14 protein-coding genes are annotated in these 14,358 nt (G+C 65.9%); 6 read left to right on the top strand and 8 right to left on the bottom strand.

Annotation, left to right across the window (positions count from 1 at the left end; genetic code table 11):
- The first annotated feature begins 76 nt into the window (after positions 1-76).
- Both earP and efp read left to right on the top strand, forming a co-directional pair.
- The gene (gene earP, locus ACQ5BL_RS03325) at positions 77-1,204 is read left to right on the top strand and encodes an elongation factor P maturation arginine rhamnosyltransferase EarP (RefSeq protein ID WP_243805025.1); all 1,128 of its coding nucleotides are present in this window, start codon (positions 77-79) and stop codon (positions 1,202-1,204) included.
- A 42-nt stretch (positions 1,205-1,246) separates the two neighbouring features.
- Positions 1,247-1,813: an elongation factor P gene (gene efp / locus ACQ5BL_RS03330; protein ID WP_017517001.1), complete on the top strand. Its 567-nt coding sequence runs from the start codon at positions 1,247-1,249 to the stop codon at positions 1,811-1,813.
- 71 nt (positions 1,814-1,884) lie between these two features.
- Here efp and ACQ5BL_RS03335 read toward each other — a convergent pair whose 3' ends face one another.
- The 3 genes from ACQ5BL_RS03335 to ACQ5BL_RS03345 form a co-directional block, all read right to left on the bottom strand.
- Positions 1,885-2,313 (bottom strand): organic hydroperoxide resistance protein, encoded by a 429-nt coding sequence (locus tag ACQ5BL_RS03335; protein WP_207886421.1) that lies wholly within the window; start codon positions 2,311-2,313, stop codon positions 1,885-1,887.
- A 147-nt stretch (positions 2,314-2,460) separates the two neighbouring features.
- Positions 2,461-2,910, bottom strand: a complete 450-nt coding sequence (locus tag ACQ5BL_RS03340) for a MarR family winged helix-turn-helix transcriptional regulator (protein WP_207886422.1) — start codon at positions 2,908-2,910, stop codon at positions 2,461-2,463.
- Positions 2,911-3,061: 151 nt separating this feature from the next.
- The gene (locus ACQ5BL_RS03345) at positions 3,062-3,913 is read right to left on the bottom strand and encodes a LysR substrate-binding domain-containing protein (protein ID WP_207886423.1); all 852 of its coding nucleotides are present in this window, start codon (positions 3,911-3,913) and stop codon (positions 3,062-3,064) included.
- Between the two features lie 97 nt (positions 3,914-4,010).
- Here ACQ5BL_RS03345 and ACQ5BL_RS03350 point away from each other — a divergent pair, with 97 nt between their 5' ends.
- The 3 genes from ACQ5BL_RS03350 (at position 4,011) to ACQ5BL_RS03360 (ending at position 6,067) form a co-directional block, all read left to right on the top strand.
- Positions 4,011-4,241 carry a DUF1127 domain-containing protein gene (locus ACQ5BL_RS03350; RefSeq protein ID WP_347881008.1) on the top strand — a complete coding sequence of 77 codons (231 nt, stop codon included), beginning with the start codon at positions 4,011-4,013 and terminating at the stop codon, positions 4,239-4,241.
- A gap of 74 nt (positions 4,242-4,315) precedes the next feature.
- Positions 4,316-4,786 carry a DUF3291 domain-containing protein gene (locus tag ACQ5BL_RS03355; RefSeq protein WP_207886425.1) on the top strand — a complete coding sequence of 157 codons (471 nt, stop codon included), beginning with the start codon at positions 4,316-4,318 and terminating at the stop codon, positions 4,784-4,786.
- A 60-nt stretch (positions 4,787-4,846) separates the two neighbouring features.
- Positions 4,847-6,067, top strand: a complete 1,221-nt coding sequence (locus ACQ5BL_RS03360; protein ID WP_243805024.1) for a winged helix-turn-helix domain-containing protein — start codon at positions 4,847-4,849, stop codon at positions 6,065-6,067.
- Between the two features lie 36 nt (positions 6,068-6,103).
- Here the strand turns inward: ACQ5BL_RS03360 and ACQ5BL_RS03365 are convergent, their stop codons facing one another.
- The 3 genes from ACQ5BL_RS03365 to ACQ5BL_RS03375 form a co-directional block, all read right to left on the bottom strand.
- Complete coding sequence (locus tag ACQ5BL_RS03365) at positions 6,104-6,865, bottom strand: M48 family metalloprotease (protein WP_430292780.1); 762 nt, start codon at positions 6,863-6,865, stop codon at positions 6,104-6,106.
- Positions 6,866-6,998: 133 nt separating this feature from the next.
- The gene (locus ACQ5BL_RS03370; protein ID WP_207886427.1) at positions 6,999-8,345 is read right to left on the bottom strand and encodes a class II 3-deoxy-7-phosphoheptulonate synthase; all 1,347 of its coding nucleotides are present in this window, start codon (positions 8,343-8,345) and stop codon (positions 6,999-7,001) included.
- A gap of 42 nt (positions 8,346-8,387) precedes the next feature.
- Positions 8,388-9,728, bottom strand: a complete 1,341-nt coding sequence (locus ACQ5BL_RS03375) for a flavin-containing monooxygenase (protein ID WP_207886428.1) — start codon at positions 9,726-9,728, stop codon at positions 8,388-8,390.
- Positions 9,729-9,921: 193 nt separating this feature from the next.
- On the opposite strand from ACQ5BL_RS03375, the gene ACQ5BL_RS03380 reads away from it, so the two are divergent.
- On the top strand, positions 9,922-10,668 hold the full coding sequence (locus ACQ5BL_RS03380; RefSeq protein ID WP_243805023.1) for a spermidine synthase: 747 nt from the start codon (positions 9,922-9,924) through the stop codon (positions 10,666-10,668).
- Positions 10,669-10,683: 15 nt separating this feature from the next.
- On the opposite strand, the gene ACQ5BL_RS03385 is transcribed toward ACQ5BL_RS03380, so the two are convergent.
- Both ACQ5BL_RS03385 and ACQ5BL_RS03390 read right to left on the bottom strand, forming a co-directional pair.
- On the bottom strand, positions 10,684-12,351 hold the full coding sequence (locus ACQ5BL_RS03385) for a ShlB/FhaC/HecB family hemolysin secretion/activation protein (RefSeq protein ID WP_243805022.1): 1,668 nt from the start codon (positions 12,349-12,351) through the stop codon (positions 10,684-10,686).
- Positions 12,352-12,431: 80 nt separating this feature from the next.
- Positions 12,432-14,111: a collagen-like triple helix repeat-containing protein gene (locus tag ACQ5BL_RS03390; protein ID WP_430292781.1), complete on the bottom strand. Its 1,680-nt coding sequence runs from the start codon at positions 14,109-14,111 to the stop codon at positions 12,432-12,434.
- Positions 14,112-14,358 lie beyond the last annotated feature (247 nt).

Consider the following 14,358-nt stretch of genomic DNA (forward strand, 5'->3'; position numbering starts at 1 on the left):
ACGGATTCATCGGCTTAAGGAGAATGGGCCGGATCGCGGGTACACTGGCGCCTTCTAAAGAGCTGGGCGCAGGCGTATGGCGAGCTGGGATATCTTCTGCAGTGTGGTCGACAACTATGGCGACATCGGTGTTACCTGGCGCCTGGCTCGCCAGCTGGCGACCGAGCATGGGCAAGCGGTGCGCCTGTGGGTGGATGACCTGGCCGCGTTCGTGCGCATCTGTCCCCAGGCCGATGTGCAGGCGCAATCGCAGCAGCAGTCCGGCGTGGAGGTTCGGCATTGGTCGCAGGCCTGGCTCGATACCGAGGCGGCGGATGTGGTGATCGAAGCCTTCGCCTGTGCCATGCCGCCTGCCTATATAGAAGCCATGGCGCGACGGCCGAAGCCGTCGTTGTGGCTGAACCTGGAGTATCTCAGCGCCGAGTCCTGGGTGGAGTCCTGCCATGGCCTGCCGTCGCTGCAGCCCAATGGCCTGCAGAAGTACTTCTATTTCCCCGGTTTCACGCCGCTCACCGGCGGGCTGCTGCGCGAAGGCGACCTGATCCTGCGTCGGGATGCCTTCCAGGCCGATCCCGGCAACAGTGCCCGTTTCCTCGAAAGCCTCGGCGTTCAGGTGCGCGACGGGGAGCGGCGCATTTCCCTGTTCGCCTACGAGAACCCCGGGCTCGCCGGCTGGCTGGATACCCTGGCCGAGGGGGGGACGCCAACCCTGTTGCTGGTGCCTGAAGGTCGCGTGCTGGGCGATGTCCAGCACTGGGCGCAGCAGTCGTTGGGGGTGGGGCAGGGCTGCGAGCGCGGCGCACTGCGGGTGCAGGTGTTGCCGTTCGTCCGCCAGGAGGATTACGACCCGCTGCTGTGGAGCTGCGACATCAATGCGGTGCGCGGCGAGGATTCCTTCGTTCGCGCGCAATGGGCCGGGCGCCCCTTCGTCTGGCACATCTACCAGCAGGACGAGGAAGTCCACCTGGAGAAACTGGAAGCGTTCCTGGCACTGTTCGCCCAGGATATGGACGATGCGCTGCGACAGGCGCTGAGCGATTTCTGGCTGGCCTGGAACGGGCGCGGCGACACCGGCGAGGCCTGGCGGCGGCTGGAAACGCGGCTCCCGGAGTGGTCTGCCTGGATTGGCAATTGGCAGCGGCGTTTGACCGAGCAAACCGATCTTGCGACGGGGCTGGTGCGTTTTTATACAAATTGGCTATGATATGGCCCCTGTTTTTTGTCTCCAATCCAATCGGATAATCGTATGAAAACCGCACAAGAGTTCCGCGCTGGCCAGGTTGCCAACATCAATGGCGCCCCCTGGGTCATCCAGAAGGCCGAGTTCAACAAATCCGGCCGTAACTCCGCGGTCGTCAAGATGAAGCTGAAGAACCTGCTGACCGGTGCTGGCACCGAGACCGTGTTCAAGGCCGACGACAAGCTGGAGCCGATCATCCTCGACCGTAAGGAAGTGACCTACTCCTACTTCGCGGACCCGCTGTATGTCTTCATGGACACCGAGTTCAACCAGTACGAGATCGAGAAAGACGATCTGGAAGGCGTGCTGACCTTCATCGAAGACGGCATGACCGACGTCTGCGAAGCGGTCTTCTACAACGAGAAAGTCATCTCCGTTGAACTGCCGACCACCATCGTTCGCGAAATCGTCTACACCGAGCCGGCTGTCCGTGGCGACACCTCCGGTAAAGTGATGAAGACCGCTCGCCTGAAGAACGGTGCTGAAGTCCAGGTTTCCGCCTTCTGCGAAATCGGCGACTCGATCGAAATCGATACCCGCACTGGCGAGTACAAGTCCCGCGTCAAGGCCTGAGCCTGAACCGAGACAAGAAAAAGCCCGGCTGATGCCGGGCTTTTTCGTTTCTGCCGTCTGGCTGCGGGCTATCACACGCTCACGTTCAGGCGCACGTCGATGTTGCCGCGGGTGGCGTTGGAGTAGGGGCAGACCTGGTGGGCCTTGGCGACCAGATCCTGTGCCTCGGCCAGGTCCAGGCCCGGCAGGTTGATGTTCAGTTCCACTTCCAGGCCGAACCCGCCGGGGATCTGGCCGATACCGACCTTGCCGGTGATCGAGGCATCTGCCGGGATCTGCTTCTTGCTCTGGCTGGCGACGAACTTGATGGCACCGATGAAGCAGGCGGAGTAGCCGGCCGCGAACAGCTGTTCCGGGTTGGTGGCTTCGCCGCCCGCACCGCCCAGCTCGCGCGGGGTGCTCAGTTTCACGTCGAGGATACCGTCGGAGGAAACGGCGCGGCCGTCGCGGCCTCCGGTGGCGGTAGCGGTGGCGGTGTAGAGGGCTTTGATGGTTTGCATGGCGGTGTCTCCGATTGTCTTGCTGGTTAATATCTTGTGCACTAATCAGTGCGTTAGGTGAAAGTTAGTTCGATTTAATTTAGTGCGCAAGATAAATTTCGGAAGATTTCGCGCTAAAGAGCGGTGCGTTCAGGCATAAGCCCCGGATTACGGGGCTTGCAGCTGTTCGCGCAGCTCCACCAATTCCTGTTGAAGTCGCTGGAGCTTTTCCAACGTTAGACGGCTGCTGGCGAGGATGCAGCCCGGAATGCTCTCCGCCTGTCGGCGCAGCTCGCGGCCCTTGTCGGTCAGGCGCAGCTGCACCACGCGCTCGTCGGCCTGGCTGCGGGTGCGGGTGATCAGGCCTTCGGCCTCCAGGCGCTTGAGCAGGGGGGTGAGGGAGCCGGGGTCGGTGAGCATTCGCGAGCTGATCTCACCGACGGTGATGCCGTCGCCCTCCCACAGCACCAGCATGGCGATGTATTGCGGATAGGTGAGTCCCAGCGCCTGCAGCAGCGGCTTGTAGACCTTGGTCATCTGCAGGGAGGTGGAATAGAGGGCGAAGCACAGCTGGTTGTCGAGCTTGAGGGCTTCGCAGGTAGGGTCTGGCTGGGCCATCGCACATCTCCTGGATGAGTGCCGGGATAGAGAGCCTGGGTAGACGCCCTGGGAGAGCGTCCGGGATGAACAGGCAATTGCGCATTAATTTAGCGCGATGGCTATTTGTTGAACAGCGTCTCCTGGCTACGAGCGCCGCTCTGGCCTGCCGTCAGGCCTGGAAGCCTTCGACGATGTACTCCGCCAGCTTGTCGGTGACCGGCGTCATCTTCGCCCCCCGTAACAGCACGATGCTGGCGTTGGGCAGCTGCGGCAGCCCTTCTTCCTCGCCCAGGATGCGCAGGTTGCCGGTGAGCAGGCTGCGCAGTTGCGCGGTCACCGCAAGCCCCGCGCTGGCCACGGCGAACAGGGCTGACAGGCTCGGGCTGCTGTAGGCAATGCGGTAATCCACTTCCATGGCTTCCAGCGCGTTGCAGGCCCAGGCGCGGCAGAAGCAGGCGGTGTTGAACATCGCCAGCGGCAGTGGGCGCTGGTCCTGCGGGCAGAAACTCTCGGCGGCCATCCAGACGAAGGGTTCCTGGCGCAGCAACTGGCCGATCTCGGTGCCAGGTTCGCGGGTCACGATGGACAGGTCCAGATCGTTGCGCAGCAGCAGTTGCGCCGAGGATTCGCAGTGCACTTCCACCTGGACCAGCGGATAGGCCTCGGCGAAGCGCGAGAGAATCTCCGGCAGGAAGCGCATCACGTAGTCATCCGGCGTGCCGATCTTCACCGCGCCTACCATGTGCGGCTGGCGGAAGGTATTGAACACCTCGCCCTGCAGGCGAAGGATGCGCCGGGCAAAGCCCAGCAGCACCTGGCCCTCCGGCGTCAGGCGCACCTGGCGTCCATCGCGCTCGAACAGTGCGCGCTCCAGTACGTCCTCTTCCAGGCGCTTCATCTGCATGCTCACCGCCGACTGGGTGCGGTTGACCACCTCGGCGGCGCGGGTGAAGCCGCCGTGATCGGCGATGGCGACAAAGGTGCGCAGCAGTTCGCTGTCGATACTCGGGAAGCTGCTCATTCATCAATCTCCGAGATGGGTCGCATAAGAATGATTCGTTGGATTGATCTTAGCGCCGGCGCGAGACTGCATCCAGGCCCACACGGAGGGAATCACGATGAAAGGTCAACTGGGTTTCGTATCGATGTCCTATCACACCCACAAGACGCCGGCCGCACCGCTGTGGAAACGAGCCCTGCAGCGGTTGCTACAGTGGCAGGAGCTGGCCCGCCAGCGCCGCGTGCTGGCCAGCATGAGCGATGAGGCGCTCAAGGATATCGGCTTGAGCCGTGCCGATATCCAGGAGGAAATCGAGCGTCCGTTCTGGATCGATCACCTCAGGCGCTAATCTGCACGGGCGGCACGCGGGAGCGTGCCGCCCGCCGTTGTACCGGACACATCACCTTGCCAGGGAATGCCCCCATGTCTTCGAACTACCATCTCGCCCAGGTCAATATCGCCAAGGCCCGCGCACCGCTGGATCACCCCGTGATGAAAGGCTTCGTCGATCAGCTGGATCACATCAACCGGCTGGCCGAGTCCAGCCCCGGGTTCGTCTGGCGCCTGCAGACCGACGAGGGCGATGCCACCGCCATTCGCGCCTTCGATGACCCGCTGATCATCGTCAACCTGTCGCTATGGGAGTCCGTCGAGGCGCTGCGCGAGTACGTCTATGGCGGTGAGCACCTGGCCGTGCTGCGCCAGAAGCGCGACTGGATGGAGAAGCTGCCGACGCCAAGCCTGGCGCTGTGGTGGCTGCCGGCGGGGGAGTTGCCCGACGTGCGCATGGCGCGGCGCAAGCTGGAGCTGTTGCAGGCACAGGGGGCGTCGCCGGAGGTGTTCACCTTTGCCCGGCCGTTCCCGATGCCCGGCCGCGTGGGCGAACCGGCTTGATGCGGTCAAGGCGCGTGTTTGGCGCTAGGCTCTAGGACTCTTCAGTCCTGGAGTCCACCGATGCCGATAGCCGACTCGCTGTCCCTGAGGCAGGCCCGCCGCCTGGCCCTGGCCGCCCAGGGCTTCACCCTGCGCAGGCCGAGTGGGGAGGTGCAGCGACGCCATGTGCGTGGCCTGCTGGAGCGCCTGGGTGTACTGCAGATCGACTCTGTGAATGCGTTGGTGCGCTCGCACTACCTGCCGTTGTTCTCGCGCCTGGGCAATTACTCGCAAACCCTGCTGGAAGAAGCGGCCTGGAGCACCGGGCGCCATCGGCGGTTGTTCGAGTACTGGGGCCATGAAGCCTCGCTCCTGCCACTGGAACTCTATCCGCTGATGCGCTGGCGCATGCGCCGCGCCGCCGAAGGTCGCGGCATCTACCAGCAACTGGCGCGCTTCGGTCGAGAGCAGCAGCCGGTGATCCAGCGCGTGTTGAGCTCCGTGCGCGAGCAGGGCGCGCTGGGCGCCGGCAGCCTCACCACCCGCGAGGAACGCGCCGGCCCCTGGTGGGACTGGAGCGATGAAAAGCATGCGCTGGAATGGCTGTTCGCCGCAGGCGAGGTGACGGTGGCCGGACGCCGTGGCTTCGAGCGGCTGTACGACCTGCCGGAGCGGGTCCTGCCGTCCGCCGTCCTCGATCAACCCGACCTCGAGGAAGCCGAGGCACAGCGCCGGTTGCTGCTGCATTCGGCGCAGGCATTGGGCGTTGCCACCGAGAAGGACCTGCGCGATTACTTCCGCCTGGAGCCGGCCGACAGCAAGGCGCGCCTGGCCGAGCTGGTGGAGGCGGGCGACCTGATGGCGGTGCAGGTGCAGGGCTGGCAGGCGCCGGGTTACTGCCCGGCCGATGCGGTCATTCCGCGCAAGGTGCGCGCCAGCGCCTTGCTCTCGCCCTTCGATTCGCTGGTCTGGGAGCGCGCGCGCACCGAGCGCCTGTTCGATTTCCGCTATCGTCTGGAGATCTACACGCCGCAGCACAAGCGCGTCTACGGCTACTACGTGCTGCCTTTCCTGTTCGACGAGCACCTGGCGGCACGGGTCGACCTGCGCTCCGATCGCGCGGCAGGAAAACTGGTGGTGCACGCCGTTCACGAGGAGGCGAAGGGGCCGGGCGAGGAGGGCTGGATCGCACTGGCACGGCAGCTGGACGAGATGGCGAACTGGCTTGGGCTGGAGCGCGTGGAGGTGAACTGCCGGCGGCCGTCGGGCGTGCGTTTGCAGGCTCTGCTGGCTGAGGTGTGAAAAAGGGCGAGCCTCGAAAGGAGGCTCGCCGGGACATCACTTGCCGCTGGCGATGCGCTGGCGGATGTGAGCGGCGCGGTCTTTCGAACCGGGGTGGGAGTCGAACATGCTGCTATCGGCGCCGCCATCCAGTGTGGCGAGCTTGTCGAAGGCGCTGGCCAGGCCATCGAGCTTGATACCGCGCTTTTTCAGCAGGTCGAAGGAGTAGTCGTCGGCCGCCGATTCCTGGGACTGCGAGAACTGTGCATTGATCAGCGCTTCGCCGATTTCGCCAAGCTGCGACTGCGACAGGGCGGCAACCGTGCTGTTGCCCGCGGAGGCTGCAGCGGTGCGCGCGGCGGCGGCTGCGTAAGCGGTCTGGGTAGCCTTCTTCACGTGGCCGAGGGCGACGTGGCCGATCTCATGACCGAGCACGCCTTCCACTTCGTTGTCGCTCATCAGGTCCATCAGGCCGGAGTACACGCGGACGCAGCCGTTGGCCATGGCGAAGGCGTTGACGTCCTTGGCGATGTAGACCTTGTAGTTGATCGAAATGCCGGTGAGCGGGTTGCCCAGGGCGGCGGCGATCTTGTTCAGGCGCTGGGTGTAGGGACTGGAGGCCGGCGCGATCTTCGCTTCGGAATCCATCTTGGCGCAGGCTTCGTCGGCCACCTGCTTGATTTCGGCGTCACTCAGGGTGGCGGCTTTCATCGCCATCATGCCCGACTGCACGAGGCCGTCGGTGGACATGTTCTGGCAGCCGGAGAGCGCGGCGCTGGCGCCGATGAGCAGGGCGAGGAGGGAGCGTTGCAGGTACATCGGAGGCTTCCTTGGATTGACGGGGATTCCATGGGTGCGGGGAGCACACGAAGGGCGCCCACTCTAGGTAGGCGCCCCTATGGGATCAATTCAGGGAAGGGGGTTTAGGATTTTTCGCGGGCCCGTATCGGCCTCAGCGACGTACCTGCTTCAGGGTTTCCGCAATCAGGAAGGCCAGTTCCAGGGACTGGTCGGCATTCAGGCGTGGGTCGCAGTGGGTGTGGTAGCGATCGCTCAGCCCGGCCTCGGTGATCGGGCGGGCGCCGCCAATGCATTCGGTGACGTTCTGCCCGGTCATCTCGATGTGGATGCCGCCGGCATAGCTGCCCTCGGCCTGGTGCACTTCGAAGAACTGCCGCACCTCGGTGAGCACGCGCGCGAAGTCGCGGGTCTTGTAGCCGCTGGAAGCCTTGATGGTGTTGCCATGCATGGGGTCGGAGCTCCACAGCACCTGCTTGCCTTCGCGCTGCACGGTCTGGATCAGGCGGGGCAGGCCGTCACCGACCTTGTCGGCACCCATGCGCACGATGAGATTGAGGCGGCCGGGGTCGTTGTCCGGGTTGAGAATGTCGATCAGGCGGATCAGCTCCTCGCTGTCCATGCTTGGGCCGACCTTCACGCCGATGGGGTTGCCGACGCCGCGCAGCATTTCCACGTGGGCGCCGTCGAGTTGGCGGGTGCGGTCGCCGATCCACAGCATGTGCGCCGAGCAGTCGTACCAGTCGCCGGTCAGGCTGTCGCGGCGGATGAAGGCTTCCTCATAGTTCAGCAGCAGCGCTTCGTGGGCGGTGAAGAAGCTGGTTTCGCGCAGCTGCGGTGCGGTGTCCAGGCCGCAGGCGCGCATGAAGGCGAGGGTTTCGTCGATGCGGTCGGCGAGCTGCTGGTAGCGCTCGGACAGCGCCGAGTTGGCGATGAAGTCCAGGTTCCACTGGTGCACCTGGTGCAGGTCGGCGAAGCCGCCGCCGGCGAAGGCGCGCAGCAGGTTCAGCGAGGCGGTGGACTGGTGGTAGGCCTGCAGCAGGCGCTCCGGGTCTGGCACGCGGCTTTTCTCGTCGAAGCCGATGCCGTTGACGATGTCGCCGCGGTAGGCGGGCAGGGTCACGCCGTCGAGGGTTTCCTCGCCGGAGGAGCGCGGCTTGGCGAACTGGCCGGCCATGCGCCCGACTTTCACCACCGGGCAGCCGGCGGCGAAGGTCATCACCACGGCCATCTGCAGCAGCACCTTGAAGGTGTCGCGGATCTTCGCCGCCGAGAATTCGGCGAAGCTCTCGGCGCAGTCGCCGCCCTGCAGCAGGAAGGCGCGTCCGGCGGTGACCTCGGCGAACTGCCGGCGCAGCTCACGGGCCTCGCCGGCGAACACCAGCGGCGGGAAACCGGCCAGGGTGCGCTCGACGTCGCTCAGGCGCGCGGCGTCCGGGTAGACGGGTTGTTGCTGGATCGGCTTGCTTCTCCAGCTGTCGGGACTCCAGGGCAGGCTCATCGGTGGCTCGTTCGCGGCTATGGGCGGTGAGGGGCCATGGTATCAGCTCGCCCCGTGCGCCGGCAGCGGTTGCAACGGGGCGGTGCGCGGCAGGTCGCGGCGCAGCTCGGCGATGTGCTCGCGCACGCTGCGCCGATAGCTGGCCTTGTCCACGTAATGGGCCATGCGTTCCAGCGGCAGGTACCGGTAGCCGCCATCGATGCGCTGTCCGGCGAGCATCCGTTTCAACTGGCGGAATCGCTCGGCGGCCGGGTTGCCCGCCGCCAACTGGCGGATATACAGGGCGACCAGCTCGGCCTGCTCGGCGCGTCCCTGCCAGCCCAGGCCGGAGGCTTCGAGCATACCGAGCACGAACAGGTCGTCGTACTGCGGGTGGAAGGCATTGAGGTAAAGCTGCGGGGCGGCGCAGTCCCGTGGCCAGTTGAGCAGCGCCCGGTCGATGAAGGGGTAGTCCAGGTGATAGCCGGTGGCGAGCAGGATCAGGTCGTAGTCCTGGCGCTCGCCATCGCTGAACACCACGCGCAGCCCTTCCAGGTTGCGCACGTCGCGGCGGGCGCGGATGTCGCCGTGGGCGAGGTGGTGCAGCACCAGCGAGTTCACTACCGGATGCGATTCGTACAGGCGGTGGTCGGGATCGGGCAGGCCGTAGTCCGACGGGCGCCCGATCAGCAGGCGCAGCAGTGCCGCATCGAGCCGCTGCTTGAGCGGGCGCGGCAGGCGCACCCGGTTGCCGAAGGTGTCGATCGGCCGGCCCAGGCAGAACTTGGGCAGGAAGTGGTAGCCGCGGCGCACCGAGAGGTCCACCGAGCGTGCGCGGTGCACGGCGTCCACCGCGATGTCGCAGGCGGAGTTGCCGCAGCCGACGATCAGTACCCGCTTGCCTTCGAAGCAGTCGGCGCTGCGGTACTGGCTGGCGTGGAGGATTTCGCCGCTGAACTCGCCGGGCAGTTCCGGCCGGTTGGGCGTGTGCAGGGTGCCGTTGGCGATCAGCACGCCATCGAACAGCCCTTCCTGCACTTCGCCGTTGCGCTCGCAGCGCAGCCGCCAGCCGCGCTCCTGGCGGAGCAGGGCGGTGACCCGGGTGTTGAAGCGGTAGTGCCGGTGCAGGCCGAACTGCCGTGCGTAGGCCTGGAGATAGCTCAGCACCTGGGTGTGATGCGGATAAGGGGGGACGTCCATGTCCATGGGGAAATCGTCGAACTGGGTCGTGCCCTTGGAGGAAATCAGGTGGGCGGAGTGGTACAGGGTGCTGTGGGGGTTGTCTATGTCCCACAGGCCGCCAACGTCGCCGTGCAGTTCGAAACCGGTGAAGGGGATGCCGTACTTCTGCAGTTGGCGGGCGGCGGCGAGGCCGGCCGGACCCGCGCCGATAATGGCATACATGCTCGGTTGTGCCTCTTGGGCTGTTATTCTTGCGGCTTTCGAGCCTGGCAGCCGGTTCCTGGCTGCTCGGCGATCCACGCCTGTTTTTGAAGGATTATCACGTGCTTCAGCCCTCGCAGTTCAATGGCAAACCGCGCCGTCTGTGCATCCTGGCGGACCGCAATGTCACAGTCGCCTTCCGGGGGGAGCGCGCATGAGCGAGGAGCGCCTGATCGTCGAGGAGCGCGATGCCTTCGGCGTGATCCGCGTCGTGGAGAGCGGCGACTTCCGCTACCTGGAGTTCGGTGACGAGGTCGAGCAGAGCTGCGTGCTGATGCAGGACCCCAGCTGGCTGGAGTACGACTACTCGCGGGCCATGCTGCTCGGCGCGCTGTGCCACGCGAGTCCGCGTCGGGCCCTGTTCCTGGGCTTTGGTGCCGGCAGCCTGACCCAGGCCTGCCTGAAATACCTGCCGCTGGAGGAGGTGGAGGCCATCGAGCTGCGCCCGTCGATTCCCCGTTTGGCCCGCGAGCACCTGGGGCTGGGCGATGATCCGCGCCTGAACCTGCGTGTCGGCGATGCGGTGGAGGAGCTGGAGGGCTGCGAGCCGGCGGACCTGATCTTCCTCGACCTCTACACAGATACCGGTCCCGCGCCGGCGCACATCGCCTGGGATTTCCTCGGCGCCTGCCGCGAGCGCCTGCGTCCCGGCGGCTGGCTGGTGATCAACCAGTGGAGCACCGACGATGGCCGGCCGCTGGGGGCGGCGCTGTTGCGCGGGCGCTTCCATCGCCACTACTGGGAGTGCTCGGTGCCGGAGGGCAACGTGATCGTCTTCGTGCCCGCCGAACTGGACCAGGAGCTCGACCTGCGGGCGCTGAAGAAGCGCGTGGCGAGCCTCGAACCGAAGCTCGGTTACTCGCTGCGCGGCTACATCGATTCGCTGTGCCCGGCGCAGTGAGCCGGGCAAGCGTTCTCAAGGGATCTGGTAGCTGAAGGCGAAGTTCAGGCGCGGGGTGCGCTCGTTGTTGTCCAGCGCGCGGTCACCGAAGGGCTTGGCGACTTCCATCGATACCAGGTAATGCTTGCGGTTGGTCAGACGCACGCCGACGGCCGCCGAGCCGAGATTGGCGTCGGGCAGCCCATCGAGGGTGTAGTGGGTGCGGGCGGTATCCACCACCGCGTAGGGCTGGATCTGGTTGAGCACCACGCTCTGGCGCCGGAACGAGTAGTTCACTTCGTAGGCCGCACCCCAGCCCTTGTCACCGCTGGCCTGGTCGTCAGGATAGCCGCGGCCGAAGTTGCCGCCGCCGTAGGTGACCTGCTCCGAGTCGGGCAGCACATCGTCGGTCCACTGGAAGCCGGCGCTGGCCACGCCTTGCCAGGCGTCGGTGAACTGATCCTGCTGGGCGCCGTAGCCCAGCACGCGGGTGAAGTCCTTGCGCACCGGTTTCTCGGTCTGCGCGCCCAGGCCGTTCAGGCCCTGGTAGATCGCCAGGCTCCCGGCACGCACGCGCTTGGCGGCGAACTGCTGGACCGAGGTGTCCACGCCGACGACACGCAGCTTGCTTTTCTGCTCGACGCTGTAGGGGATGTTCGGTTTTACCAGGTCATAACGGCTGGTGTCGTTCACCGTGTAGCCGCGCAGGTTCAGGTCCCAGGTCAGGTCGCGGCGTAGAACCAGCGGAATGCCGAGCCCCGCATTGACCCGTTCATTCTCCCGCTTGCGGGCAAACACCAGGCCGTTGGCCAGATACAGATTCTCTTCCGGGCTGGAGTGGTAGTGGCTGTAGCCGGTGGTCAGCTGCAGGCCGTTGTCGCCCAGCAACTGGCTGTAGTTCCAGGCGCGGTAGTACTCCTGGTCGTCGCCCGGTGGGTAGAGGTAGCTGAATTGCAGTTGTTCGCCCCAGCCGAGCAGCGACTTCATGTCGGCGGAGAGCAGGCCGCGCTTGTCGCCATGGCGCGTGTCCAGGTTGGCCCCGGTATTGAAGCGCTTGCTCTGGCCGGCCAGTTCCAGCACCGCGCCGCCGTCACGGGTGGTGGGTGGATTGAGCGCCATTGCCAGTTGCAGCCCTGGAACACGGCTCATCAGCACGCTGAAGCGCTCGAAGCTTTCGCGGGTCAGCGGCCTCTCGCTTTTCAGGCGGGCTATCCAGCGGTCCACGCGCGCCTGGTGCACGCCCAGGTCGCCGTTGCTGCGCACTTCCTTGATATGGCCTTCGACCAGCACGATGCGCGCCACGCCGCCACGGAAATCCTGGTTCGGCACGTAGGCGAAGGAAATAAAGAAGCCGTCACTCTGGTAGCGCTGGGTGATGGCCTTGGCTGCCGCCACCAGTTCGCTCACCTGGATCGGCTTGCGGGTCAGCGGTTCCAGCAGCGGGCGCCAGGTGCTGAGTGGGTAGTGGCCACCGCCGGCGATCTCGATGCGCTTGAGCTGGATGCGTTTCTGCAGGATCTGGCCGGGTTGTTCGGCCTCTGGCGCGGGCGCGCTGACCTTGGGGGCCATCGGCCGCAGCTCTCCGCCAGGCAGGTTGGGACGGGGCAGGGTCTGTTCGATATCGGAGCCGGGGAGCTGGATCGGACGTTCAGCCCAGACGAGGGGGCTGGCCAACAACAGGGTCAAGGTGGCGAGTTTGCGCATCTGGCTCCTCCATGGGCCGACTTCAGCGAGGGCCAGGAGCCGTCAAGGGCTCCTGGCTACTACCGTTTGGGCGGGGCTGTTTATTGCTTCGGAGCCACCACGCCAACTCCCAGCCCGGCGCCCAGGCCGCCGAGCGTGCTGCCGACCGTACCCAGCAGGCCGCTCTGGGTAGTGGTGCCGCTGGTGGTGCCGACACCGGCGCCCGCGGCAACCTCGGTACTCCCGCTGGTGCTGCCGGTGCTGACCCCGGCGCCTGCTACCAGCCCGCCGGTACCCGTCACCCCGCTGACCGTGTTGGTGACCCCGCTGAGCAGGCCGCCCGTCGGGCTGGGAGTGCCTGTCGTGCCACCCAGATCGCCGGTAACGGTGCCCACCGTGCTGGTGACGCCGCCGACCAGTCCACCCACCGGATTGCTGGTGCCCGTGGCGCTGCCCAGCGTGCCGGTAACGGTGCCTACCGTGCTGGTGACGCCGCCGACCAGTCCGCCCACCGGGTCGCTGGTACCGGTGGTGCCGCCCAGGGTGCCGGTAACGGTGCCCGCTGTGCTGGTGACGCCGCCGACCAGCCCACCCACCGGATTGTTGGTGCCCGTCGTGCTGCCGCTGACCAGGCCGCCGGCATCGGTGACGATCTGCCCGGTATTGCTGACGACATCGCCGACCGGAGCCAGCGCCGGACTCTGGCTGGTCAGTTGATCACCGCTCTGGGTCACTGCGGTGCCGACCGTGGTCAACAGATTGTTCGTCGGTGCTCCGAGGCCGGTGGTTGTTCCGACGGTCCTGGTAGTGTTCTCCACCGTACCCACCAGGTTGGCGGTGGTGCCGCTGAGTTGGGTGGTCAGCTGGCTCAGCGGGCCGGTAGTGACTGCGCCGGTGAGAGAGTCACCGAGCATGGTGATCTGGCCGCCGACGCCGTCCACTGCCGCACCCACCTGATTCGTGACGCCGTTGAGCGGGGTACTGGCCAGCACTGGGGCGTCGCCGACGGCGGCTACCGTTCCGCCGAGACTGCTGACTGCCTCGCCGGTGTGGCTGACCAGGTTGGTCGGGCCCGCCAGGGTCGTGCCGATGGCGTTGGGGTTGTTGGCCAGGTTGCCCAGGCCGTCGGTAATACCGTCGCCGACGTGGTCCACGCCCGCTGCAACCTGCTGGATGACACCGCCGGTACCCTCGGTTACGCCGCTGCCGGCCAGCGGAACATCGACATTCTGGACCACACCGCCCACGGTGCCCAAGGTACCGCCGACGCCGGAAACGACCTGGCCGGTTTCGCTCAGGATATTGCTGGTGGTGGGGTTGGGAAGGGTCGAACCGCCACCGGTGCCGCCGTCGCCGCCTCCCGTGCCGCCGGTACCACCGCCAGTCCCACCGGTGCCGCCGCCCGTGCCGCCGGTGCCGCCGCCAGTCCCGCCGGTGCCGCCGCCAGTCCCGCCGGTACCACCGCCAGTCCCGCCGGTACCACCGCCAGTCCCGCCGGTACCACCGCCAGTCCCGCCGGTGCCGCCGCCCGTGCCGCCGGTACCACCGCCCGTTCCACCGGTGCCGCCGCCCGTCCCACCGGTGCCGCCACCCGTGCCGCCGGTGCCGCCATCGGTACCGCCGTCGCCGCTGCCGCCCGAGCCTCCGTCGCCAGTACCTGTGGCGCTGTCGCCGCTGCTGCCGGAACTATGATGACTGCCGCCGCCGTGGCTGCTGCATCCCTGCAGCGACAGGGCAACGACCAGAAGGGAAAGTGCGAAGACACGAATCGGGCCTGACATGCGAGTTCCTCCATGAAGGACTAAATCCAGCGCGGCTCGAACGGCATGTCCGGCGAGTCACTGCGCTGCGCTCGATGTCAGTTGTAGAGATTTGTTTCCAGGCGCGTAATTGGAACTTGTATATAGTCGTTTTGTTGTATTTAACTACATGATTTAAAAGGAAAATCTTTGTAGTTATATCGCTGCTCGAAGCGTTTTTAATACCTTGGATATAGCGCTTTCTACGCGCGCCCCAGCGCGAATTTCA

This window comes from Pseudomonas sp. B1-22 (assembly GCF_050474425.1).
GTDB lineage: Bacteria > Pseudomonadota > Gammaproteobacteria > Pseudomonadales > Pseudomonadaceae > Pseudomonas.